Annotated in this window: 16 protein-coding genes; 10 read left to right on the top strand and 6 right to left on the bottom strand. The window is 72.6% G+C overall.

What is annotated here, in order from left to right; all coding sequences use genetic code 11:
• The first annotated feature begins 8 nt into the window (after positions 1-8).
• A complete protein-coding gene (gene moeZ / locus D1J63_RS12505) occupies positions 9-1,187 on the top strand; it encodes an adenylyltransferase/sulfurtransferase MoeZ (RefSeq protein WP_061442663.1) in 1,179 nt (392 codons plus the stop codon).
• A 71-nt stretch (positions 1,188-1,258) separates the two neighbouring features.
• Here the strand turns inward: moeZ and D1J63_RS12500 are convergent, their stop codons facing one another.
• The 3 genes from D1J63_RS12500 to D1J63_RS12490 form a co-directional block, all read right to left on the bottom strand.
• On the bottom strand, positions 1,259-2,800 hold the full coding sequence (locus tag D1J63_RS12500; protein ID WP_125628941.1) for an alpha/beta hydrolase: 1,542 nt from the start codon (positions 2,798-2,800) through the stop codon (positions 1,259-1,261).
• A 141-nt stretch (positions 2,801-2,941) separates the two neighbouring features.
• A complete protein-coding gene (locus D1J63_RS12495; RefSeq protein ID WP_125628940.1) occupies positions 2,942-4,492 on the bottom strand; it encodes an alpha/beta hydrolase in 1,551 nt (516 codons plus the stop codon).
• A gap of 80 nt (positions 4,493-4,572) precedes the next feature.
• Complete coding sequence (locus D1J63_RS12490) at positions 4,573-7,347, bottom strand: lysylphosphatidylglycerol synthase transmembrane domain-containing protein (RefSeq protein ID WP_125628939.1); 2,775 nt, start codon at positions 7,345-7,347, stop codon at positions 4,573-4,575.
• A 185-nt stretch (positions 7,348-7,532) separates the two neighbouring features.
• Between D1J63_RS12490 and D1J63_RS12485 the strand changes: the two genes are divergently transcribed.
• The 5 genes from D1J63_RS12485 to nudC all read left to right on the top strand — a co-directional run bounded on the left by D1J63_RS12485 (position 7,533) and on the right by nudC (position 18,111).
• Entirely contained in the window at positions 7,533-7,961 is a 429-nt protein-coding gene (locus D1J63_RS12485; RefSeq protein ID WP_276323111.1) for an MGMT family protein, read from the top strand.
• 266 nt (positions 7,962-8,227) lie between these two features.
• Entirely contained in the window at positions 8,228-11,893 is a 3,666-nt protein-coding gene (locus D1J63_RS12475) for an ATP-dependent DNA helicase (RefSeq protein ID WP_206436766.1), read from the top strand.
• A gap of 169 nt (positions 11,894-12,062) precedes the next feature.
• Complete coding sequence (locus tag D1J63_RS12470; protein WP_164712819.1) at positions 12,063-15,584, top strand: ATP-dependent DNA helicase; 3,522 nt, start codon at positions 12,063-12,065, stop codon at positions 15,582-15,584.
• 10 nt (positions 15,585-15,594) lie between these two features.
• The gene (locus D1J63_RS12465; protein ID WP_125628934.1) at positions 15,595-17,007 is read left to right on the top strand and encodes a dipeptidase; all 1,413 of its coding nucleotides are present in this window, start codon (positions 15,595-15,597) and stop codon (positions 17,005-17,007) included.
• Positions 17,008-17,166: 159 nt separating this feature from the next.
• The gene (nudC, locus tag D1J63_RS12460) at positions 17,167-18,111 is read left to right on the top strand and encodes an NAD(+) diphosphatase (protein WP_125628933.1); all 945 of its coding nucleotides are present in this window, start codon (positions 17,167-17,169) and stop codon (positions 18,109-18,111) included.
• 118 nt (positions 18,112-18,229) lie between these two features.
• Here nudC and D1J63_RS12455 read toward each other — a convergent pair whose 3' ends face one another.
• Entirely contained in the window at positions 18,230-18,472 is a 243-nt protein-coding gene (locus D1J63_RS12455; protein ID WP_102927783.1) for a mycoredoxin, read from the bottom strand.
• Positions 18,473-18,663: 191 nt separating this feature from the next.
• Between D1J63_RS12455 and D1J63_RS12450 the strand changes: the two genes are divergently transcribed.
• From D1J63_RS12450 to D1J63_RS12435, 4 genes are all read left to right on the top strand, one after another.
• On the top strand, positions 18,664-20,874 hold the full coding sequence (locus tag D1J63_RS12450; RefSeq protein ID WP_125628932.1) for an ATP-dependent DNA helicase UvrD2: 2,211 nt from the start codon (positions 18,664-18,666) through the stop codon (positions 20,872-20,874).
• A 164-nt stretch (positions 20,875-21,038) separates the two neighbouring features.
• Positions 21,039-21,371 (top strand): hypothetical protein, encoded by a 333-nt coding sequence (locus tag D1J63_RS12445; RefSeq protein ID WP_164414686.1) that lies wholly within the window; start codon positions 21,039-21,041, stop codon positions 21,369-21,371.
• Positions 21,372-21,546: 175 nt separating this feature from the next.
• Positions 21,547-21,915 carry a WhiB family transcriptional regulator gene (locus tag D1J63_RS12440; protein WP_003973786.1) on the top strand — a complete coding sequence of 123 codons (369 nt, stop codon included), beginning with the start codon at positions 21,547-21,549 and terminating at the stop codon, positions 21,913-21,915.
• The gene (locus D1J63_RS12435; protein WP_102930963.1) at positions 21,912-22,235 is read left to right on the top strand and encodes a hypothetical protein; all 324 of its coding nucleotides are present in this window, start codon (positions 21,912-21,914) and stop codon (positions 22,233-22,235) included. Before D1J63_RS12440 ends, D1J63_RS12435 begins: the two co-directional genes overlap by 4 nt.
• A gap of 125 nt (positions 22,236-22,360) precedes the next feature.
• Here D1J63_RS12435 and D1J63_RS12430 read toward each other — a convergent pair whose 3' ends face one another.
• A complete protein-coding gene (locus tag D1J63_RS12430; RefSeq protein ID WP_125628931.1) occupies positions 22,361-23,776 on the bottom strand; it encodes an AarF/ABC1/UbiB kinase family protein in 1,416 nt (471 codons plus the stop codon).
• A complete protein-coding gene (locus tag D1J63_RS12425; protein ID WP_164712818.1) occupies positions 23,769-24,983 on the bottom strand; it encodes a TOMM precursor leader peptide-binding protein in 1,215 nt (404 codons plus the stop codon). Before D1J63_RS12425 ends, D1J63_RS12430 begins: the two co-directional genes overlap by 8 nt.
• Between the last annotated feature and the right edge of the window lie 173 nt (positions 24,984-25,156).

Here is a 25,156-nt window from a genome sequence, read left to right as displayed (position 1 = left end):
GAGTCCCCGTGTCGCTGCCACCCCTGGTCGAGCCGGCTGCCGAGCTCACCGTAGACGAGGTCCGCAGGTACTCCCGCCACCTGATCATCCCCGATGTGGGGATGGACGGGCAGAAGCGGCTGAAGAACGCGAAGGTGCTCGCCGTGGGCGCGGGCGGCCTCGGCTCGCCGACTCTGATGTACCTGGCGGCAGCCGGTGTCGGCACGCTCGGCATCATCGAGTTCGACGAGGTCGACGAGTCGAACCTGCAGCGTCAGGTCATCCACAGCCAGGCCGACATCGGCCGGCCCAAGGCCGAGTCCGCCCGTGACACCATCAAGGGCATCAACCCGCTGGTGGACGTGGTCCTTCACCAGGAGCGGCTCGAGGCCGACAACGTGATGGACATCTTCAGCCAGTACGACCTGATCGTCGACGGTACGGACAACTTCGCGACCCGCTACCTGGTCAACGACGCCTGCGTGCTGCTGAACAAGCCCTACGTCTGGGGCTCGATCTACCGCTTCGACGGCCAGGCCTCCGTCTTCTGGTCCGAGCACGGGCCCTGCTACCGCTGCCTGTACCCGGAGCCCCCGCCCCCCGGCATGGTCCCCTCCTGCGCCGAGGGCGGCGTGCTGGGCGTGCTGTGCGCGTCCATCGGGTCCATCCAGACCAACGAGGCCATCAAACTCCTCGCGGGCATCGGCGAGCCGCTGGTCGGCCGCCTGATGATCTACGACGCCCTGGAGATGACCTACCGCCAGGTCAAGGTCCGCAAGGACCCCAACTGCGCGGTCTGCGGCGAGAACCCGACCGTCACCGAGCTCATCGACTACGAGGCCTTCTGCGGCGTCGTGTCCGAGGAGGCCCAGGCGGCGGCCGCCGACTCCACGATCACTCCCAAGCAGCTCAAGGAGTGGATCGACGACGGCGAGAACATCGAGCTCATCGACGTCCGTGAGCCGAACGAGTTCGAGATCGTCTCCATCCCGGGCGCCCGGCTGATCCCGAAGAACGAGTTCCTCATGGGCTCCGCCCTCGAGAGCCTTCCGCAGGACAAGAAGATTGTCTTGAACTGCAAGACGGGTGTCCGCAGTGCGGAAGTCCTCGCGGTCCTCAAGTCCGCCGGCTTCTCGGACGCCGTCCACGTCGGCGGCGGCGTGATCGGCTGGGTCAACCAGATCGAGCCGGAGAAGCCCGTCTACTGACCGGCTCCCGGATCCGCTTCCCGGACGGCGGGGGTTTCGCGCACCGCAGGTGCCCGAAGCCCCCGCCGCCGTCATGAGCAGACCTTGCCGTCCTTCGGCACCGTCCCCTTCAGCAGGTAAGCGTCCACCGTCGAGTCGACACAGTCGCTCCCGCTCCCGTACGCGCCGTGGCCCTCGCCCTCCCAGGTCAGCACCACTCCGACGTCCTTGCCCAGCTCGTCCGCCATCCGCTGGGCGCCCTCGTAGGGCGTGGCCGGGTCGCCCGTGTTGCCGACCACCAGGATCGGGGCCGCGCCGGGCGCGCTCACCTCCGGGGTCTCGTGCTGACCGGCCACCGGCCAGTCGTGGCACCATCCGGCCGTGTCCCAGCCGAGGAAGGCGCCGAAGACCGGCGAGACCTCCTCGAATTTCGGCAGCAGCTTCTTCGTCTCCGTCACGGTCGGCCGCTGCTTGTCGTCCAGGCACGATATGACCCGCTGCGAGTGGGTCGTCGTGCCGTAGCGCCCCGAGGGATCGCGCTCGTTGTAGCCGTCGGCGAGCGCCAGCAGCTCGGAGCCGTCGCCCTTCTCGGCCGCCTCCAGCGCACTGGTCAGCGCCGGCCAGCCGCTCTCGCTGTACAGCGGCAGCACGATGCCGGTGAGCGCGAGCGTCTGGGTCAGCTCGCGCCCCGGCGAGGAGGTGGGCAGCGGCTCCGCGTCCAGCCGCTTCAGCAGGTCGGCGATCTTTCGTGATCCCTGCTCGGGCTCCTGGCCGGTCGACTTCAGATAGTCGTCCAGCGCGCGCTGGAAGCCCCTGGCCTGGTTCTCGGCGTGGCCCATCGTGTCGGCGCTCGGGTCCACCACGGCGTCGAGGATCACGCGTCCCACGTGCTCGGGGAACAGGTGGGCGTAGACGCCGCCGAGTTCGGTGCCGTAGGAGATGCCGAAGTAGTGCATCTTCTCGTCGCCCAGGACGTGGCGCATCAGGTCCATGTCGCGGGCGGTGTCCGTGGTCGAGACGTGCTCCATGAGCTTGCCGGCGGCCTTCTCGCAGCCCTTGCCGAAGTCGGCGGCGTCCTTCAGATACGCCTGCTCCTCGGACGGGGTGTCCGGCGTGGAGTCCACCGACTCGGCGGCCTCGATCGCCTCGTCGGAGCGGCAGCGGACGCCCTCGCTGGCCGCCACTCCGCGCGGGTCCCAGCTCACCAGGTCGTACCGCTCGTGCAGAGAGGAGACGGTGTCGGCGTAGGACGGCATCATCGAGACGCCGGAGCCGCCCGGGCCGCCGAAGTTGAACAGCAGGGAGCCGATGCGGTCGTCCCCGCTCGCCCTGGACCGGATCAGCGCGAGATCGATCGTCTCGCCATCCGGATCGGACCAGTCGAGCGGCGCCTTGAGCGTGGCGCACCGCCAGTCGCCGTCCGGCGCCGGTGCGTCGTCGCTGCCCTTGCAGCGGGTCCAGTCGAGCGTCTGGGACGCCAGCGCCTTCGGCACTCCGGACGGCGCCGCCGCCGTGGGTCCCGCGCTGCTCCTGCCCCCGTCGTCCTTGTCCTCGTCGGACGAACCGCCGCCGCAGCCCGCCGTCAGCAGTGCCGCTGCGGCCGTCAGAGCCGTCCACCTCGTGAGACGCGCCATGTCCTCTCCCCCCTGGCAAGCCGTCCGCACCGTGCGGCGGACGGCATGGATGCCATGGTAGGTGGAGCGCGCAGCGTCCGCCGAAGCCTGTGGATAACTTTCTGACCTGCCATTTCACCGATTCGCCGGCGTCGTCCGCGGTCAGGAGCACACGGTTCCGGCCGCCGGTACCTTGCCGTCGAGCAGATAGCCGTGCACCACGTCCTGCACGCACCGGTTCTTGCTGTCGTAGGCTCCGTGGCCCTGGCCCTTGTAGGTCAGTTCCACGCCGACGCCCTTGCCCAGCGCGTCCGCCATCCGGCCCGCGCCCTCGTAGGGCGTCGCGGGGTCGCCGGTGTTGCCGATCACCAGGATCGGCGGCGCACCGGCCGCGCCGACGTCCGGATGGTCGGCGGCTCCGGCGACCGGCCAGTCGGTGCAGCTGAGCATGGACCAGGCGAGGAAGTCGCCGAACAGCGGGGACGCGTCCCGGAACTCGGGCAGCTTGCGTTCCACGTACGCGGTGTCGTACCGCGGCTTGTCGTCGGCGCAGTTGATGGCGACGTTGGCCGCGGTGATGTTGCTGTACTGGCCGTCCTCGTTGCGCCCGTTCAACGCGTCCGACAGGACCATGAGGACCCGCCCGTCCCCGTCGTACGCCTGCTCCAGGCCCTCGGTGAGGTACTCCCAGAAGTCCTTCGAGTACAGCGCCTGCGCGATGCCGCCGGTCGCTGCGGTCTCGGTGAGTTCGCGGGGGAAGACGCCCGGGATCGGTTTGCGGTCGAGGTCCTTCAGCAGTCGTGCGATGCGTGCCTTGACGTCGTCCGCCGTGTCCCCGATGGGGCAGTCCTCCGTCTTCGACACACAGTCCTCGGCGAAGTTGTCGAGCGCCAGCTGGAACCCCTTCGCCTGACCCAGCGAACTCTGCTCCGCCGTCTGCGTCGGGTCGACCACCGCGTCGAAGACGGCACGGCCCACGTGCTTGGGGAACAGGTGGGCGTAGACGCCGCCGAGTTCGGTGCCGTAGGAGATGCCGAAGTAGTACAGCTTCTCGTCACCGAGTACCTGGCGCATCAGGTCCATGTCGCGGGCGGCGTCCGTCGTGCGCACATGCGGAAGGATCTTCTTCGAGTTCTTCTCGCAAGCGGCGTTGAACTTCTCCGTGTTGTCCACCAACTCCGTGCGCTCGGCCCGGTCGTCGGGGGTGGCGTCCTGCTGGAAGTAGGTGTCGAGCTGCTTGTCGTCCAGGCACTCCACGGGGTCGCTGCGGCCGACACCGCGCGGATCGAAGCTGACCAGGTCGTAGCGGGTGCGCAGTTTCGCGTAGTCCTGGCCGAACGCGGGCAGTGTGGTGACGCCCGATCCGCCCGGCCCGCCGAAGTTGAAGACGAGCGAGCCGATCCGCCGGTCCGCCTCGCCGTCTGCCCCGGCCCGGATCAGCGCGAGGCCGATCGTGTCGCCCTCGGGATCGTCCCAGTCGAGCGGCGCCCTCATGGTGGCGCACTGCCACTCGTCGCCGTCCGGCAGCGGGGACGGGGCGGCGCCGCCACCCTCGGCCTCGGACGGTGCCGGGCAGTCCTTCCAGTCGAGCTTCTGGCCGGCCAGGTCCTCGTCGTCCTCCTGGGCTCCTCCGCCGCAGCCCGCCAGCAGGACGGACAGCGTGACGGCGGTGGCGGTCAGGGCGGCGGCGCGCAGCCGGGCGGGAATCGGCATGCGTCCATCGTGCGGTCGCGCGGGAGCACCTGCTCGGGGCCAGGGCCGTACGGGGTACGGAGCGCCTCTCCCGCGTCCGGTTACAGCGCCTCTTTGCGCGTGAGGTGGTTGAAGAACAGCCAGCCCGGCAGTACCGGCAGCCACAGGGTGAGCAGCCGGTAGAGCAGCACCGCGGGCGCGGCGACCTCCTTGGGGAGGCCGACGGCGATCAGACCGACCGTCAGCGTCGCCTCCACCGCGCCCACACCTCCCGGCGTCGGCGCGGCGGATCCCAGCGCGTTGCCCGCGAGGAAGACGACCGCGACGCTCGCCAGACTGATCGACGAGGAGTCGTCGCCGAAGGCGCGGATCGAGGCGTCCAGGCACATCACGAAGCAGGCGGTGAGCAGCAGCATGCCGCCGATGCCGGTGACCAGCTTCTGCGGTCGCTGGAGCACGTCCAGCATGCGCGGCACGACCCCGGCGAAAAGCGACCGCACGCGCGTGACGACGAATTTGCGCAGGAACGGCACGGACGTCACCACGAGGACCAGCACCGCCACGGTCAGCAGGCCCGCGATGACCGTCCGGGACGGCGACAGCGACGGCGTCTTCTCGGTACCGGTCAGATAGCCGAAGGACAGCAGCATCAGGATGTGACAGCCGAGCCCGAACAGCTGGGACGCGCCGACACTCGCCACCGCGAGCCCGGGGCGCACGCCCGCACGCTGCAGGAAGCGGGTGTTCAGGGCGACGCCTCCGACCGCCGCGGGAGCGACGATCTTCACGAACGACCCGGCGACCTGCGCGGCCACGGTCCGCAGGAAGGGCACTCGCTCGGGTACGAAGCCCAGCAGTGCCATCGCCGCCGCGACGTAACTCGCCGCCGAGAACAGCACGGCCGCGGCGACCCAGCCCCACTGGGCGTTCGAGATCAGAGGGCCGAACTCGATGTGCGTGAGCTGCGTCAGCAGGAAGTAGGCGCCGATCGCGCCGGCGATGAAGCTGATCAGCGTGCGCGGCCGCACCCGCTCCAGGCGGGCCGGTTCGACGGGAGCCTGCGGCCTGATGCGCAGCACCGCGTGGCGGATCAGGGTGAGCAGATCCTCCTCGCGAGCCTCCTCGATGGCCTCGTCCACGGCCCGCTTCTCGGCCCGCTGCTCGGCGCGTACGGCCTTCTTGTCCGGCTTGTCGGCCTGAGTCGACTTGTCGGTCTTCCCGGACGCGGGGCCCGTGGCGTCGTCGGCAGCCTCCGCGCGGGCCAGCTTGGCCTGGCGGGACGACTCCAGGACCGCCTCGCGCTCGCGCTGGGCCCGTTCCCGCGCCAGCCTGCGCAGGGTCGCGCGCGTGGAGCGGCTGAGCGCGATGGGCTGGAGCATGGGCAGGCAGTCCGCAACGGTGTCGGGACCGAGCACACCCACCGCCGACGCGACCGCCCGTTCGGCACCGACCCGCAGGCCGAGCGTCACCAGGAGCTGGGAGACGTCCATGCGCAGCAGCAGGTCGCCGGCGGCGATCTCGCCGATGCGCAGATCGGTGAGGATCACCGTGCCGGAACGATCCACCAGGATCGCGTCGCCCACCAGCCTGCGGTGCGCGATGCGCCGGGACTGCAGGGCCCGCACCTGCTCCCAGGTGTCGCGCAGCAGGTCGTCGGTGATCTCCTCGTCCGCCAGCGAGTCCAGGGAGCGCCCGCCGGTGTGCTCGTAGACCAGCATCACGGCGTCGGGACCCAGCTCCGACGTCGCGATCAGCTTGGGGGCGTTGGCACCGGCCGCGATGGCCGCGTAGGCGAGCAGCGCCTCCTGCTCCAGGGCCTGCCGCAGGGAGGGAAGGCTGCTGCGGGTGGCGAAACCGCGCAGGGTCAGATTGCGCCACGCGCGGTAGAAGAAGCCCTGCGCCTGCTGTTCCCGGTCGACCACCGTCACGTCGAGCGGCCGGCCGTCCTCCAGGGTGACGAAATAGCGGCGGCCGCGGTCACCGGTCTCGACGCTGTCCGACGGCGCCTCCTGCCGGGCGGCGGTCACCGGCCGGAAGCCGACGTGCCGCAGGCCCGCCATCAGCGTCCGGCCGGTGGGGCGGACGTTGGGGGAGCCGACGGCGTACAGGGTGCCGTAGGCGACGGTCCAGCCGATGAGGACGGTCAGGATGATCGAGAACGGCGTCGTGTACCCGGTGACGAGCATCGAGAAGGCGTCGAGGAGCAGCACGATCCACAGCACCGCGCGCCAGCGGGGTCTGCGGGACATGCCGACCGCCGTCATGTACGCGATGACCGGGGCGAGGTAGCCGTGCACGGGGTCGGTCAGCGCGTGGATGTCGCCCGGCGACGGCTGGGTGAGCGCCTCCTGGATCGAGCCGGGGGCGGCCTTGGCGACCCACAGGTCGGTGGCGAGGGTCACTCCGTGCGCGAGGACCGCCGCCAGCACGCCGTCGGCGATCCGCAGTCCGTCCCGTTTGATCAGCCGCTCGATCGCGAAGGCGACCGGCACCAGGAGGATCGCGATGCTGGAGGCCAGCCCCGCGATCTTGATGAGCAGGTCGGGGGCCTGCCCGGTGCCCTTGTTGATGTCCTGTTCGAGGCCCGAGGTGGTGCCGTGCGCGAAGGCGGCGATGGCGAGGAGCACGGCGACGGCGAGCACGCCCACCAGGAGGCGTACCAGGTCGGAGGGGCGGTGCACGCGCGCGGGGAGCAGCGGTTCGTCGCCCTCGACCTCGTCGATGTGGGCCACGTCCTCGGGGTCGGCGGCCGTCGCAGACGGGCCTTCGGCCGTCCGCTGGCCGGCCTTCCCGCCGTCCGCGTCCGCGGTGTCCGGGCGCGACGAAGAGTCAGAGGTGCCCTCGGCGTCCTCGGGGTGCACACCCTGCTGTCTCATCGCCTCTTCTTGCTCTCGTATCACTGGTCACCGCCCGCACGATGGTGGCATGCCGCGTCGGCCTCGGCAGGCATCAGGGTGCCCGTGCGGGCCGCACAGTCTGCCCGAAGCGCCGCTTCCGGGCGAGGGACGAGGGCCCTCGGGAGTGCGTCGCGTTGTCGGCGGAGTGCGGCACCATGGGGCGGATGAGCGAGCAGAGCCTTCCGGACGGCGTCCGTCCGGAGAACGCGGACGCGCTGCCCGAGTACGCCGAGCGGGTCCTCGACGTGACGGAACTGATTCCGCCCGGCCGTGTCATGACCTACGGAGACGTGGCCGAGTACCTGGAGGAGGGGGGACCCCGCCAGGTCGGCCGGGTGATGTCCCTCTACGGCGGAGGTGTCCCCTGGTGGCGTGTCGTCCGGGCGGACGGAGTCCTGCTCGCGGGGCACGAGCTGGAGGCGATCGACCGCTACCGCGAGGAGGGCACGCCCCTGAAGGAGGCGAGCAGGGCCGCTGAGGGGCACCTGCCGCGCCTCGACCTGAAGCGGGCGCGGTGGGACGGCGGCACGAGCGTCCAGGGGCACGGGGGACGTGCACCGGGGAACAGCGGACGCGCACGGGGTCACACCTGACAGCTTCCGCCATGCGACCGGCCGGTGTGTGACCTGTGATCCGTACGAGGTAAAGCGGGCGCTTCGGGCATGTCCGTGGCATGACGTACGTTCGTGGGGCAGGGGACGTCCGCGCCGCGAGTGACGAGAGGGAAGAAGGGGAAGCGCTGCTTCCGCCTCTTCCGTCGGCGTAGCGTCGGCCGCACGCGTCCCCCTCATCCCGCGGCCACCGCCCCGCCCGCGGCGCGGACGGCCCACCAGCACACCCACCAGGACCGGCGAACCACGTGAGCTCCTCTTCCTCCAGCGGACACCCGCCGCACCCCCAGGTGCGGCGGGGGAGCCGTGGCGCTTACCGACTGGTGCGTACCCCGCCGGCGCGCGTGGACCCCCCTCGTCTGGACGCCGCACAACGCGCCGTGGTTGACCACCGGACCGGACCGCTGCTCGTCCTGGCGGGGCCGGGCACCGGCAAGACCACCACCCTCGTCGAGTCGGTGGCCGACCGGATCGCCAGGGGCGGCGACCCGGAGCGCATCCTGGTGCTGACGTTCAGCCGCAAGGCGGCCGTCGAACTGCGCGACCGGATGGCAGTGCGCATCGGCGCCGCGCGGGCCCCCCGGGCGACGACCTTTCACTCCTTCGGCTACGCCCTGGTCCGCGCCCACCAGGACAACGACCTGTTCGTGGAACCCCTGCGGCTGCTCTCGGGCCCCGAGCAGGACGTGACGGTGCGCGAGCTGCTGGCCGGGCAAGCCGACCTGGAGCGGCTCGGGCTCGCCCACGTGCGCTGGCCCGACGAACTGCGCGCCTGCCTGACCACCCGCGGTTTCGCCGACGAGGTCCGCGCGGTGCTCGCCCGCAGCCGCGAACTGGGACTGGGCCCGGACGCGCTCGGGGCCTTCGCCCGGCGCATCGGCCGCCCCGACTGGCGTGCCGCCGCCGTCTTCCTCGCCGAGTACCTCGACGTCCTCGACCTCCAGGGCGTGCTCGACTACGCGGAACTGGTCCACCGCGCGGTGCTCCTCGCCCGCCGTCCCGAGGTCGCCGCGCGCCTGACCGCCCAGTACGACGCGGTGTACGTCGACGAGTACCAGGACACCGACCCGGCCCAGGTCAGGCTGCTGCACGCCCTGGCGGGCGGCGGGCGCACCCTCGTCGCCTTCGGCGATCCCGACCAGTCGATCTACGCCTTCCGGGGCGCCGACGTGAACGGCATCCTGAACTTCCCGGCCGCCTTCCCGCGCGCGGACGGCAGCCCGGCGCCGGTCGCGGTGCTGCGGACCTCACGCCGGTCCGGGGCCGCCCTGCTGGCCGCCACCCGGCTCCTGACCCAGCGCATGCCGCTGACCCGCCTCCCCGCCGACAAGGTCCGCGCCCACCGCGAGCTGACCCCGGAACGGGACGGCGGGCGCGTCGAGGCGTACACGTACCCGACGTCCGGCACCGAGCTGGACAACATCGCCGACATTTTGCGCCGGGCGCACCTGGAGGACGGCGTCCCGTGGCGGGACATGGCGGTCCTGGTGCGCGCCGGCGCACGCACCATCCCCACGCTCCGCCGCGCCCTCACCGCGGCCGGTGTCCCCCTGGACATCGACGGCGACGACCTTCCGCTGCGCCACGAACCCGCGGTGGCACCCCTGCTTACCGCACTGCGAGCCGTGGCGGAGGCGGAGACAGCGGCGGGGACGGGATCGGGGGAGCAGCCCGGGGCGGGCGCGGGCTCGGCGGGTGACGTGCTGCCCGACCCGGCCACGGGCACGCGCGACCTCGGCGAGGCCGCGCCCGCGGACCGTGCCGCCAACGCGCCGGGGACGACGGGTGCGGACGCATCGGGCACGACGGGTGCGGACGCGCCGGGTCGGACGGCTGCGGACGCGCCGGGCACGACGGGTGCGGACGCATCGGGCACTACGGCTGCGGACGTGCCGGGCACGACGGACGCCGATGCCGCCCCCGGCACGGCCGCGCAGGCCGAATCCGTACCCGTCCCCGCCTCCCACACCGACGCCGGCACCGAGGTGAAGCCCCCGCGCGGTGAACGCGAACACCGCGCGGACGATCCGTGCTGGCTCCCCACCGAGACCGCCCTCACCCTGCTCACCTCGCCCCTCGCCGGCATGGACGCCGCAGACCTGCGCCGTCTCGGCCGTGCCCTGCGCGACGAGCAGCGCGCCGCCGGCAACCCACTGCCGCCGCCCTCGGACGAACTGCTCGCCCGGGCGCTGGCCGAGCCGGAGCGGCTCGCCGTGCACGACCCCGCTTACGCGCGCGGTGCCCAGCGGCTCGGCGCTCTGCTCCGCAAGGCGCGCCAGCGACTGGCGGGAGGCGGCAGCGCCGAGGAGGCGCTGTGGGACTTGTGGAACGGCACCCCGTGGCCCAGCCGCCTGGAACGCTCCGCCCGGCGCGGCGGCGCGGCCGGACGCAATGCCGACCGCGACCTGGACGCCGTGTGCGCGCTGTTCGCGACGGCCGCCCGCGCGGAGGAGCGCACCGGCGGGAGGGGCGCCCTGAACTTCCTGGAGCAGATCGACGCCGAGGACATCGCGGCCGACACCCTCACGCGGCGCGCCGTCCGCCCCGACGCCGTCCGCCTGATGACCGCGCACCGTGCCAAGGGGCTGGAGTGGCGGCTGGTCGTCGTGGCGGGCGTCCAGGAAGGACTCTGGCCGGATCTGCGCCGCCGCGGCTCGCTGCTCGAGGCCGACCGGATCGGCCGCGACGGACTCGCCGAACCCCTCACGCCGGGAGCCCTGCTCGCCGAGGAGCGCCGCCTGTTCTACGTGGCCGCCACGCGCGCGCGGGAGCGGCTCGTCGTCACCGCGGTGAAGGCACCGGCCGACGACGGGGACCAGCCCTCCCGGTTCCTGACCGAGCTCGGCGTCGAACCCGCCGACGTCACGGGCCGCCCGCGCCGCCCCCTCGCCGTCGCGGCGCTCGTCGCCGAGCTGCGCGCCACCACCGTCGACCCCCGTGTCTCCGCACCCTTGAGAGAGGCCGCCGCCCGCCGTCTGGCCCGCCTCGCCGCCCTGGCGGACGAGGACGGCCGGCCCCTGGTGCCGTCCGCCCACCCCTACCGCTGGTGGGGCATGTGGGACCCGACCGAGAGCAAGGTCCCGCTGCGCGACCGCGATCAGCCCGTCACGCTCTCCGGCAGCGCCCTGGACCAGCTGGCCAACACCTGCGCCCTTCAGTGGTTCCTGGGCCGTGAGGTGAAGGCCGACGCGCCGGCGACCACCGCCCAGGGCTTCGGCAACGTGGTGCACGTACTCGCCGACGAGGTGGCCTCCGGACACACGCCGGCCGACCTCGCCGTCCTCATGGAGAGGCTGGACTCCGTGTGGAACGCGCTCGCCTTCGACGCGCCGTGGAAGTCGGAGCAGGAGAAGGCCAACGCGCGCGTGGCGCTCGAACGCTTCCTGAAGTGGCACGTCATGGACCGCGCCGGACGCACCCCCGTGGCGAGCGAGCACGACTTCGACGTGACCCTGGCGGCGGGCGACTACGAGGTCCGCATCCGCGGCCAGATGGACCGCGTGGAGACCGACGGCGACGGCCGCGCCTACGTCGTCGACTTCAAGACCGGCAAACAGGCGCCGACGTCCGCGGAGGTGGCCCGCCACCCCCAGCTCGCCGTCTACCAGCTCGCCGTCCGCGAGGGCGCGGTCGACGAGGCCTTCGACGGCGCACGCCCCGAACCGGGCGGCGCCGAACTCGTCCACCTGCGCCAGGGCGCGTCCAAGCGGGACGGCGGGGAGACCCTGCCCAAGGTCCAGGCACAGGAGTCGCAGGAGGGGCCGGAGGGCGAGTGGGTCGGCGACCTGCTGGCCACGGCCGCCGGCAAGGTCCTCGACGAACGGTTCACCCCGACCACGGGCCAGCACTGCACCCACTGCGCCTTCCGCGCGTCGTGCAGCGCACGGCCCGAGGGGCGGCACGTCGTGGAGTGAGCGCCGGCAGCCGGGAGCAGCCGGGGGGCGACGCCGGAGAGCCCGGGCCGGACGGCGGAGCGGAGCGGCCGGTGTGACACGTCGCACCACACGGGCTGACCTGTGCTTTTCTTGGCCTCCCGAGGACATCCGGCACCCGCTGTCAGTGACCGCCGCTAGCCTCTGTGACGTGCCCGCCCACCTCACCGATCCCGAGCAGCTCAAGGAGCTCCTCGGCATCCCCTTCACCCCGGAGCAGACGGCCTGCATCGTCGCGCCGCCCGCCCCGCAGGTGATCGTGGCCGGAGCCGGATCGGGCAAGACGACGGTGATGGCGGCACGCGTGGTCTGGCTGGTCGGCACCGGCCAGGTCGCCCCGGAACAGGTCCTCGGCCTCACCTTCACCAACAAGGCGGCCGGTGAACTCGCCGAACGCGTCCGCAAGGCACTGATCCGGGCCGGCGTGACCGATCCGGACGCGATCGACCCGGACCACCCGCCGGGCGAGCCGGCGATCTCGACGTACCACGCCTTCGCCGGTCGCCTCCTCACCGACCACGGCCTGCGCCTCGGCCTGGAGCCGACCTCCCGCCTGCTCGCCGACGCCACCCGTTACCAGCTCGCCGCGAGGGTCCTGCGCGAGGCCCCCGGGCCCTATCCTGCGCTCACCCGGTCCTTCGCCGACCTGGTCAGCGACCTCCTCGCCCTCGACGCCGAACTCGCCGAGCACCTGGTACGCCCCGAGGACCTGCTCGCCTGGGACGCCGGCCTCCTGGACACCCTGGCGGGCATCCGGCTCAGCAACGCCGACCTGCGCAAGGTCCCCGAGGCCGCCGCCGCCCGCCGCGCACTGGCCGACCTGGTGATCCGCTACCGGGCCGCCAAACGCCGGCAGGACCTGCTGGACTTCGGCGACCAGATCGCCCTGTCCGCGCGGCTCGCCGGGCTCCCCGAGGTGGGCCGCGTCCTGCGCGACGAGTACCGGGTGGTGCTGCTCGACGAGTACCAGGACACCTCGGTGGCCCAGCGGATCCTCCTGGCGGGCCTCTTCGGCGGCGGCACCGGCCATCCCGTGACCGCCGTGGGCGACCCCTGTCAGGCGATCTACGGCTGGCGCGGCGCCTCCGTCGCCAACCTCGACGACTTTCCCGAACACTTCGCCCACGCCGACGGACGGCCCGCGGCCCGGCAGGCGCTCAGCGAGAACCGCCGCAGCGGCGGCCGCCTCCTCGACCTCGCCAACGGCCTCGCCGAGCCCCTGCGCGCCATGCACGCGGGCGTGGAGGCCCTGCGACCCGCCCCGGGCGCCGAACGCGACGGCACGGTCCGCTGCGCCCTGCTGCGCACCCACGCGGAGGAGATCGACTGGATCGCCGACTCCGTCGCCCACCTCGTGCGCACCGGCACCGCGCCCGGCGAGATCGCCGTCCTGTGCCGCACCGCGACCGACTTCGCCGAGATCCAGGGCGCACTGGTCGCGCGCGACGTCCCCGTCGAGGTCGTCGGCCTGTCCGGGCTGCTGCACCTGCCCGAGGTCGCCGACCTGGTCGCCGTCTGCGAGGTCCTCCAGGACCCGGGCGCCAACGCCTCCCTGGTCCGGCTGCTCTCCGGCCCGCGCTGGCGCATCGGCCCGCGCGACCTCGCCCTCCTGGGCCGCCGCGCCCGGCTGCTCGTGAGCCACGCGCGCGTGGCGGGCGACGACGACCCCGACCGGCGGCTCGCGGAGGCCGTCGAGGGAGTCGACCCGTCCGAGGTGATATCGCTCGCGGACGCCCTCGACACCTTCCTGGAGACGCCGCTGGACGGCACCGGGGACGACGACGGGCTGCCCTTCTCACCGGACGCGCGCGTGCGGTTCGCGCGGCTGGCCACCGAGCTGCGCGAGCTGCGCCGGGCCCTGTCCGACCCGCTCATGGACGTCCTGCACCGTGTCCTCGCCGTCACCGGTCTCGAGGTGGAGCTGTCGGCCTCCCCGCACGCCCTGGCCGCCCGCCGCCGCGAGACCCTGTCCAACTTCCTGGACGTCGCCGCCTCCTTCGCCGCGAGCGACAACGAGGCCACCCTGCTCGCCTTCCTGGGCTTCCTGCGCACCGCGGCGCAGTACGAGAAGGGCCTGGACAACGCGCTGCCCGGCGGGGAGAACACCGTCAAGGTGCTCACCGCGCACAAGTCCAAGGGCCTGGAGTGGGACGTGGTCGCCGTGCCCGGGCTCGTCACCGGCACCTTCCCCAGCGGTCAGGGCCGCGAGAAGTGGACCGCCCAGAGCAAGGTGCTGCCGCACGGCCTGCGCGGCGACGCCGAGACCCTGCCCGACGTCGCCTCCTGGGACTCCCGCGGACTGAAGGCCTTCCACGAGGCCATGAAGGACCACCAGCACACCGAGGAGCTCCGCCTCGGCTACGTCACCTTCACCCGCCCCCGCTCCCTGCTCCTCGGCTCCGGCCACTGGTGGGGACCCAGCCAGAAGAAGCCCCGCGGACCGTCCGACTTCCTCACGGCCCTGTACGAGCACTGCGCCGCCGGACACGGCGAGATCGAGGCCTGGGCGGACGAACCGGCCGAGGACGAGGAGAACCCGGCCCTGCACCGGGCGATCGCCGACGAGGTCTGGCCCCTGCCCCTGGACGACGAGGCACTCGCCCGGCGCCGGGCCGCCGCGGAGACGGTCCTCGCCCACCTGGACGCCCTCGCCACCCGGCAAGAGGGTCCTCCCGAGGCCCCCGACACCTACGACGACCCGGACTGGCCGCCGCCCCCGGACGACGACGCGCCGCCCCCGGAGGAAGCGGATCCCGACTGGGCGGGCGACCCCGCCGACTGGGACACCTGGACCACGGACCGCCCCGCCGCCCAGGACCGTACGGCCGCCCGGAAAGACGGCCCCACCGCCCCGGACCGCCCCGCCGCCCGCAAGGACCGCCCCACCGTCCCGCACCAGGCGACGCCCCCCGAGCCGCCCCGGGGCGACGCCCCCGCGCGCCTCACCCCGGAGGAGGCCCGTACCGTCGCCTCCTGGGACCGCGACCTCGACGCGCTCACCGGCGAGCTCCTGCGCGCCCGCGAGAGCGTCACCGAGGTGCCCCTTCCGGCCTCGCTGACCGCCTCCCAGCTGCTGAGCCTGGCCGCCGACCCGGACGGGTTCGCGCAGGAGCTGGCCCGGCCCATGCCCCGCCCGCCCCAGCCCGCGGCCCGTCGCGGCACCCGTTTCCACGCCTGGGTGGAGGCCCGGTTCGAAGCACTGAAGCTGCCCCTGCTGGAACCGGAGGAGCTGCCGGGCGCCGACGCCGAGATCGCCGACGAACAGGACCTGGAGTTCCTGAAGGACGCCTTCGAACGCACCGAGTACGCCCGCCGCACACCGTTCCGCGTCGAGGCTCCCTTCCAGCTCTCGCTGGCCGGCCGGGTCGTTCGCGGCCGCATCGACGCCGTCTACAAGGAGGGCGACGGGGAGTCCGCGACGTACGAGATCGTCGACTGGAAGACGAACCGCGCCGCCACCGCCGACCCGCTCCAGCTCGCGCTCTACCGCATCGCCTGGGCCGAGCAGCAGGGCGTGCCGCCCACCTCGGTGACGGCCGCCTTCCTGTACGTGCGCACCGGCGAGGTCGTACGGCCCGGGGGACTGCCCGACCGCCCGGCGCTCGAGAAGCTGCTGCTGGCCGAGCCGGTCGGTGACGAACCGCACGATCGGGGTGTCCGCGCGGGCCGATAGGCTCGTAAGCATGAGCCACCCCGTTGACAATGCTGTCAGCGCTGTCCGCACGTACATCGAACAGCACCGCGCCGCCTTCCTCGACGACCTCGTCGACTGGCTGCGGATTCCGTCCGTGTCGGCGCAGCCCGACCACGCGACCGACGTACGCCGCAGCGCCGACTGGCTCGCCGCCAAACTGAAGGAGACCGGCTTCCCGACCGCCGAGGTCTGGCCCACCCCCGGCGCCCCCGCGGTCTTCGCCGAGTGGCCCTCCGGGGACCCGCAGGCGCCGACGGTCCTCGTCTACGGCCACCACGACGTACAGCCCGCCGCCCGCGAGGACGGCTGGCACAGCGAGCCCTTCGAGCCCGTCGTCCGCGAGAACCGTCTCTACGCGCGCGGGGCGGCCGACGACAAGGGGCAGGTGTTCTTCCACACACTCGGCGTCCGCGCCCACCTCGCCGCCACCGGCCGCACCGCCCCCGCGGTGAACCTCAAGCTGCTGATCGAGGGCGAGGAGGAATCCGGCTCCCCGCACTTCCGCGCCCTCGTCGAGGAACGCGCCGAGCGGCTCACCGCCGACGCGGTGATCGTCTCCGACACCGGCATGTGGTCCGAGGACACCCCCACGGTCTGCACCGGCATGCGGGGGCTCGCCGAGTGCGAGATCCGGCTGCACGGCCCCGACCAGGACATCCACTCGGGCTCCTTCGGCGGCGCGGTCCCCAACCCCGCCACCGCGGTCGCCCGTCTCGTGGCCGCCCTGCACGACGAGCACGCGCGCGTGGCGATCCCGGGCTTCTACGACGGCGTGATCGAACTCACCGACCGCGAACGCGAACTCTTCGCCGAGCTGCCCTTCGACGAACAACAGTGGCTGCGCACGGCCAAGTCGTACGCCGCCCGGGGCGAGGCCGGACACACCACCCTGGAGCGCATCTGGGCCCGCCCCACCGCCGAGGTCAACGGCATCGGCGGCGGTTACCAGGGCCCCGGCAGCAAGACGATCATCCCGTCGTCCGCCATGGTGAAGCTCTCCTTCCGCCTCGTCGCCGGCCAGGACCCGGACCACGTGGAGAAGGCCGTCCGCGCCTGGGCCGCCGAGCAGGTGCCCGTCGGCATCCGCTGCGAGATCACCTTCGGCTCGGCCACCCGCCCGTGTCTGACGCCGCTGGACCACCCGGCTCTGCGGTCCGTGGTCCGCGCGATGGGCCGGGCCTTCGACACACCGGTCCGCTTCACCCGCGAGGGCGGCTCCGGACCGGCCGCCGACCTCCAGGAGGTCCTCGGCGCCCCGGTGCTGTTCCTCGGCATCTCCGTCCCGTCCGACGGCTGGCACGCCCCCGACGAGAAGGTGGAGCTGGACCTGCTCCTCAAGGGCGTCGAAACCTCCGCCCACCTCTGGGGCGACCTGGCGGAGTACTGGCGTCACGCGCCCTGAGCACCGCGCACGGTCCGGGACCCGGCCGGCAGCGCGCGCGGCACACTGGAAAGGCCGCCGCGCACCGCCGAGCCGTCCCGGACCCGGTCACCACCCGCCGTACCAACCGCTGAACCGCCTGTCGAACCGAACCGCTCACCGGGGGAGTTGGAACCACTCGTGACCACCTGGACCGACCACACCGCCGACCGTCCCATCTCGCTCACCGCCCCGAGCGGCATCGACCGCGCCGCCCACCACCGCCTCGACGAGGCCTGGCTCGCGGCGGCGTGGAGCCACCCCTCGACGCGCTGTTTCGTGGTCTCCGGCGGCCAGGTCCTCATCGACGAGACGCCCGACGGGGCCACCGAACTCGTCATGACCCCCTCCTTCGAGGCCCCGCTCACCGAGGCGCACCGGTACTTCCTCGGTACCGACGAGGACGGGACCAGCTACTTCGCCCTCCAGAAGGACTCCCTGCCCGGCCGCATGGACCAGTCCGCCCGCCCCGCGGGCCTGCGCGAGGCCGGCCTGCTCCTGTCGGACCGCGACGCCGGACTGATGGCCCACGCGGTCGCCCTGGAGAACTGGCAGCGCCTGCACCGGTTCTGCTCCCGCTGCGGCGAGCGCACCGTCATCGCCGCGGCCGGCCACATCCGCCGTTGCCCCGCCTGCGGCGCCGAGCACTACCCGCGCACCGACCCCGCGGTGATCATGGCCGTCACGGACGGCGAGGACCGCATCCTGCTCGGCCGCCAGGTGCACTGGCCCGAGGGCCGCTTCTCGACCCTCGCCGGGTTCGTGGAGCCCGGGGAGTCCATCGAGCAGTCGGTGCGCCGCGAGGTCCAGGAGGAGGTCGGCGTCACCGTCGGCCCGGTCGAGTACGTCGCGAGCCAGCCGTGGCCCTTCCCGTCCAGCCTGATGCTGGGCTTCATGGCCCACGCCACCTCGACCGAGATCGACGTCGACGGCGACGAGATCCACGAGGCCCGCTGGTTCTCCCGCGACGAGCTGGGCGCCGCCTTCGAGTCCGGCGAGGTGCTGCCGCCCTACGGCATCTCGATCGCGGCCCGCCTCATCGAGCTCTGGTACGGCAAGCCGCTGCCGACACGTGGCGCCTTCTGAACCCGGCAGCACAAAGGGCGGCCCTCCCGTCGAGGGGAGGGCCGCCCTTCTGCGAGTACCGCGGCCGACCGGGCCGTGGCCGACAGAGCCGTGGCCGACAGGGCCGTGGCCTACCGGGCTACGCGCCGATCTTCTGCTTCACCTGAGCCAGCGACGGGTTCGTCAGCGTCGAGCCGTCGGGGAAGAGCACGGTCGGCACCGTCTGGTTTCCGTCATTCGCCTTCTCCACGAACGCGGCCGACTCCGGGTCCTGCTCGATGTTGACCTCGGTGTACGCGATGCCCTCGCGGTCCATCTGGCTCTTCAGTCGACGGCAGTAGCCGCACCACGTGGTGCTGTACATCGTCACAGTGCCCGACATGTCTCTCGTGCTCCTTCGGCGGCTCGGGAAGCGGCGGCTCGGGATGAGGTCGCAGCAGGAGAACATCCGCGGCGGCGCCACCATTCCCGCCTCGTGCATGCCGCGTGACGTCTGCCGCATCGGTACGACTATCGGTGCGTGCCTGTGGACAACCGACTCACCCGTCCCGCGAGACCTGGCAGCATGGCGGTGTGACAGCAGCAACGCACTCCACCCTCTTCCCGCAGGTACCGGACTCGGCCGACGCGGTGCTCGAAGGGCTCGACCCCGAGCAGCGCGAGGTGGCGACCGCCCTGCGCGGCCCGGTGTGCGTGCTGGCGGGAGCCGGTACGGGCAAGACCCGGGCGATCACCCACCGCATCGCCTACGGGGTCCGCGCCGGGATCCTCCACCCCTCCAGCGTGCTCGCCGTCACCTTCACCAACCGAGCCGCCGGGGAGATGCGCGGCCGGCTGCGCCAGCTCGGCGCGTCCGGTGTGCAGGCCCGCACCTTCCACTCGGCGGCACTGCGGCAGCTCCAGTACTTCTGGCCGAAAGCGATCGGTGGTTCGCTGCCCCGGCTCGTCGACCGCAAGATCCAGCTCGTCGCCGACGCCGCCGCCGCCTGCCGCCTCCGCCTCGACCGGGGTGAGCTGCGCGACGCCACCGCGGAGATCGAATGGGCCAAGGTGACCCAGACCGTCCCCGCCGACTACGCCCCGGCGGCGGCCAAGGTCGGCCGCGAGAGTCCCCGCGACCCGTCGGAGATCGCGCAGCTGTACGCCGCCTACGAGGACCTCAAGCGCACGCGCTCCGTCATCGACTTCGAGGACGTGCTGCTGCTGACGGTGGCCGTGCTCCAGGACCGGCACGACGTCGCCGAGCAGGTCCGCGCCCAGTACCAGCACTTCGTCGTCGACGAGTACCAGGACGTCAGCCCCCTCCAGCAGCGGCTGCTGGAGCTGTGGCTCGGGGACCGGGACGACCTGTGCGTGGTCGGCGACGCCAGCCAGACGATCTATTCGTTCACGGGAGCAACCCCCGACCACCTGCTCGACTTCCGGGTCCGTCACCCCGGCGCCACCGTCGTCAAGCTGGTCCGCGACTACCGGTCCACCCCCCAGGTCGTCCACCTCGCCAACGGCCTGCTCGCCCAGGCCCGGGGCCGGGCCGCCGATCATCGTCTGGAGCTGGTCTCCCAGCGCCCCGCGGGCCCCGAGCCCGTCTACACCGAGTACGCCGACGAACCGGCCGAGGCCGAGGGCGCCGCCCGCCGCATCCGGGAGCTGCTCGACTCGGGCGTCCCGGCCGCCGAGATCGCGGTGCTGTTCCGCACCAATTCCCAGTCCGAGACCTATGAGCAGGCGCTCGCCGACGCCGGGGTCCCCTACCAGCTGCGGGGCGCGGAGCGCTTCTTCGACCGGCCCGAGGTGCGCAAGGCCGGCAGCGCCCTGCGGGCCGCGGCCCGCTTCGGCGGCAACGACTCCCTCCTCGACGACGCCGTCGACCTGCCCTCGCAGGTACGCGCGGTGCTGTCCGGGGAGGGCTGGACGACCGAGCCCCCGGCCGGGTCGGGGGCCGTCCGGGAGCGCTGGGAATCGCTGGCCGCCCTGGTCGGCCTGGCCCAGGACTTCGCCGCCGCCAGAGCGGGAGCCACGCTGAGCGACCTCGTCGTGGAACTCGACGAACGGGCGGGCGCCCAGCACGCCCCGACGGTGCAGGGCGTCACCCTCGCCTCCCTGCACTCGGCCAAGGGCCTGGAGTGGGACGTCGTGTTCCTGGTCGGTGTCGCCGAGGGCATGATGCCGATCACCTACGCAAAGACCGACGAGCAGATCGAGGAGGAACGCCGCCTCCTCTACGTCGGGGTCACCCGCGCCCGGCAGCGCCTGCACCTGTCCTGGGCGCTGGCCCGGTCGCCAGGCGGCCGGCCGAACCGCAGGCCCAGCCGCTTCCTCAAGGGACTGCGGCCCGGCTCGGGCGCGGCGGGCGGGCGGGTGGCCGCCGGAGGTGCCGGGGGCGTGGAGCACGGGTCCCGGGGCGGCGGCGGTGGCGGTGCCGCGGCCCCCGCACCGAGACGGGCCCGGCGGACACCGGCCCGCTGCCGGGTCTGCGGGCGCACGCTCACCGACGCCGGGGAGATGAAGCTGATGCGCTGCGAGGGCTGTCCGTCCGACATGGACGAGGGCGTCTACGAGCGGCTGCGCGAGTGGCGGGCGGTGCAGGCGGAACGCAGCGGACAGCCCGCGTTCTGCGTCTTCACCGACAAGACGTTGATGGCGATCGCCGAGTCCGTCCCGGAGGACGAGCGGGAGCTGGCCCGGATCCCGGGGGTCGGGATGCGCAAGCTCAACCGCTACGGCTCCGACGTTCTGGCCATCTGCGCAGGCCAGGAAGGCGTGGGGCTTGACGAGGGCGACTGATACGAACTCGTCGAAAAAATAGTTTGCGCATGCCCCGGGAATCCCCATAGGTTCTTGGTCACGGGAGCAGCGGCCTTCCCGGAGGCCCTGAATCCGTGTTGTACTTGCATATCCGCGGACTGGTTCGTCCCAGTCCCCCGAGACGCCGAGAGGAGGCGAGTCCAGTGATCAGCATCAACAGCAGCTTCGTCGCCAGCTCCACCGCCAAAATGACCGATCGCTCGGCCGTCTCCCTGTGCATCCTCGGCGCTTCTCACTCGGGCACCGGTCTGTCCGGCATTCGTGCCGTGCGTCCGGCTGCCGCCTCCGTTGCCCCCGCGGGCCTTCCTGTCCGCGAGCGCAATGAGCGACCGACCAAGGCACTGGAAGCAGCAGTAGCGGCACAGGCGCAGGCCTATGCCTTTACCGCGACCGGTGCCGGATTCAGGAAGCAGACGACGCAGCACCACCTGATGTGGGCCTTCCGTGGGCCAGAACCCTGGAGTGATCCAGCCTGATCGCCGATCAGGCCGGCGCCTTCAGGGCCGCGGAACCCCACCCGGGATCCGCGGCCCTTCTGTTTGTCCCCGAACGGGGGCGACAGCACGAAGGAGCCTCGGGACAAGAAAAGAACCCGGTACCAAGCCGCCACCCGGTCAACCGGCCGGAACGAACAGACGAGGAAGACCACCCGTGCAACTCGAAGCGCACGCCCCGTCCGTACCGCCTTCCGACACGATCCCCAAGCCCTGTTCCACGGAGGACTCCACCTTGACCCCGCTCACCGCGCTCACCGCGCTCGACGACGCCATCGAGAACCTCGGCGTGCCCGTCCCCTGCCGCTCCTACGACCCGGAGGTCTTCTTCGCCGAGTCGCCGGCGGACGTCGAGTACGCCAAGTCCCTCTGCCGCACCTGCCCGCTGATCGAGGCCTGCCTCGCCGGTGCCAAGGAGCGGCGTGAGCCCTGGGGCGTCTGGGGTGGCGAGCTGTTCGTCCAGGGTGTCGTCGTTGCCCGGAAGCGGCCCCGCGGTCGCCCGCGCAAGAACCCGGTTTCGGCATGAACACCGCAGGAACGATCGACCGTCCCCTCACGTACGACCCCCAGAAGCAGGCCCCGATGAAGCCGTCCACCCACGACATCGCAGGCACCACGCCTGAAGACTTCACCACCAGCGGCGCGAAGGACTCGCGTCAGAACAGGACCCGTGAAATGCAACTCATCCCAGAAGCCCTGGCGCGTGCGCATATGCGCGACCGCCTGCATGAGGCCGAGCGGGAACGCCGGGCGCTGCGCCTGGCGACCGCTCGCCGGATGCAGCGCCGGGCGGAGCGCGCCTCGCTGCGTGCTCGGCGTGCGCTGGCCATGGCGGTCATGCAGTAACCGACACACCTGGAGCGATGGTCTCCCCCCGACGGGAGACGAGGCTTCGCGCGTGGGGGCCGGTCCGGCCGAACGGACCGGCCCCCACGGCGCGTTCAGCCCCGGGGCGCGTTCGCCGTCGCGGATCAGGCCTCCGCGGCGGCCTCCTCCGCCTCGTACACGGCTTCGGTTTCCCCGGCGTCGTCCTCGGCCGCTTCTTCGGCCGCGTCCTCGGCGACGAACCCGACCAGCCACTCCTCCAGCTCGTCGCGCAGCCGAACCGTCGCCCCCAGCTGACACAGCACCCCGATGGTGCTCAAGGTCACCCGGTGGATCAGCAGATAGGCCGGCGGCAGGTTGAGCTGCTTGGCCAGCTGGTACGCGGGGGAGCGGGGATCACCGATGCGGGCGGCCTGGCTCCGCATCCAGCCGCGGGTGAAGGTGAACGCGTCGACGCGGGCCGGCTCGATGATGGGCAGGAGATAGTCGAGAACGGCGTCGGGGTCCAGCTCTATCGACTCCTTGACGAACCCCTCCGCGCAGAGCATCTCGTAGACGGCATCCGCCTCGCCGTCCAGCGTCATGCGCAGGGCCTCGCCGATCGGCTCGGGCAGGCCGCCCGGGAGGCGGTCGACCGTGCCGAAGTCCAGCACGCCCAGGCGCCAGTCGTCCTCGCCCTCGGGCCCGCCGGGCAGCAGACGGAAGTTGCCGGGGTGCGGGTCGGCGTGCAGCAGTCCGGTGCGCGCGGGCCCGGAGAAGAGGAAGTGGGCCAGCAGCTGGCCGGCCCGGTCCCGCTGCTCCTGCGTGCCGTCGGAGATGATCTCCGACATCGGGATGCCGTCGATCCACTCGGTGATGAGCACCTGGTCGCACTGATGGACCACATCCGGCACCACGATGTCCGGGTCGTCGGCGAACACCTCGGCGTGGGTCCGCTGGGCCTCGGCCTCCAGGTCGTAGTCGAGCTCCTCCGAGACCCGGTCCTTCAGCTCGGTGATCAGCGGCTTGATGTCCATGCCGGGGACCAGCGGGCCGAGCAGGCGGGCGAAGCGGCTGAGCTGGTTCAGGTCGGAGAGCAGCGCCTCGCCGGCGCCCGGGTACTGCACCTTGACCGCCACCTCGCGGCCGTCGTGCCACACCCCCCGGTGCACCTGGCCGATCGAGGCCGCCGCGGCGGGCTTGTCCTCGAACTCCAGGAACAGGTCCTGCCAGTCCTCTCCGAGCCGCTCCGTCAGCACGGCGTGCACCGTGCGCGTCGGCATCGGCGGTGCCGCCTCCTGCAGCTTGGTCAGCGCCGCCCGGTAGGGGCCCGCGACCTCCTCGGGCAGCGCCGACTCGAAGACGGACAGGGCCTGCCCGAACTTCATCGCTCCGCCCTTGAGCTCGCCCAGCACCTTGAACAGCTGCTCCGCGGTGCGCTGCTGCAGCTGCTGGCCGACGATCTCCGCGGACTCGCCCACGATTCGCTTGCCCAGCCCCCAGGTGGCCCGCCCGGCGAAGCCGAGCGGGAGCGCGGCGAGCTTGGCGGTCCGGGTGACCGCCTTGCGCGGAAGATCAGACATGCGCCCTCCAAGTCCCAGCCGGCCGCGCCGGTTCCGCCTCGTGGCGTACTTCCGCTGACGGCCCTTGCCCAGCCATTGTCGCGCGCCACCCCCCGTCCTCGGGGATGTGTTCCTGCTTACCTTTTCCGGCCGCCCCGCAGGGGCACGCGGGGTGTGCGCGCACCGGACGGGCGTGCCAGTGCAGCGCGGGCAGCGAGACCTCCCAGCGCGCACCGATGCTCGAAGGCGTCCGGCCGTCCAGGAAGGCGAGTGCGTGAGCCGCCGCCACCCCGGCGACGGTCGCCGCGAGCGTGAGGTCGCAGGGAGGGACCCGGCGCTGTCGGCCGGAGCGCCACTGCGCCACCAGTCGCGGCCAGACCGGGTCCCGGTCGGTGCGGTCGGCGTGCAGGCAGCCGGCGCAGCCCGTCTCGCCGGGCAGCACGAGGGGGCCGACGACCCCGGTCCCCTCCACGACTCCTGCGTACAGATGGGGCGTGCCGGAGGCCATGAGGGATTCCGCGGTGGTGGGATCGGGCGTGTGCACCGCGACGTCGTCGCGCGGGGCGACGATCACCAGGGACAAGCCCGGCGAGGCCTCCTCGTGCGGAGTCGTCGGGCTCCGGCGAGGCGGCCGGTCGGGGGCCGCCCGGCGCACGACACGACGGGCCGTCTCGTCCCGGCGGTCGCCGATCGACTCGGCGGGCAGGCCGCCCGGAGCGACGTCCCACGGCTCGACGCGTCCGCTGTCGCGCACGTCGATCTCCCCGACACCCGAGCCCGACAGCAGGCCGGCCAGCACCGCACCCACCCGTCCCGCGCCCCGCACGCCCACCCGCAGAGCGCGTCGGGCGGCCAGGTGTCTCATCGCGTCGCCCGGGGCGGAGGTGGTCAGGGACAGCGAGGCGAGGTCGGGGCGGAGCCGGTCGAGAACCTCCTTCTTCTCCCGCAGGGCGTCGGCGGCCGGCCCGCCGCCTCGGGAGTCGTCGAGGAGACCGGCCCGCGCCAGCCGCTCCACCACCCGGTCCACGTGCCCGTCCGGCAGGTCCATGCGGTGCCCCTCCTCGCGCAGGAGCGCCGGGCCGCGGGTGCCGTTGAGCAGTTCCAGGAAGCTGCCCGTCGCGGTGTCCACCGGCGCCAGCGTCAGCGCGTGCGCCGGTGTCATCCCGAACTGCACGGTGTTCCGATCCCGCCAGCCGCGCCTGAGCGCGGGCTTCACCATCGGATGCATTCCAGGTCCCCCGTACGTCTTCCGGTGTCCGTGTGCGGTCCCGCTGTCGGTCGCGAAGCCGCCGGCGAGTGCCAGCATGCCCGGATGCGCGGAAAGGCGTCGAAAGTTGTCCACAGGGGGTGGGTATTCGTCGTACGAATCAGCCGGGCACCTCCCAGGACGAGTGGCGGATC

It is taken from the genome of Streptomyces sp. KPB2, assembly GCF_003950055.1.
Lineage (GTDB): Bacteria > Actinomycetota > Actinomycetes > Streptomycetales > Streptomycetaceae > Streptomyces > Streptomyces salinarius.
Note: the sequence above shows the minus strand (reverse complement) of the source record. Positions and strands in the feature narration are given on the sequence as shown.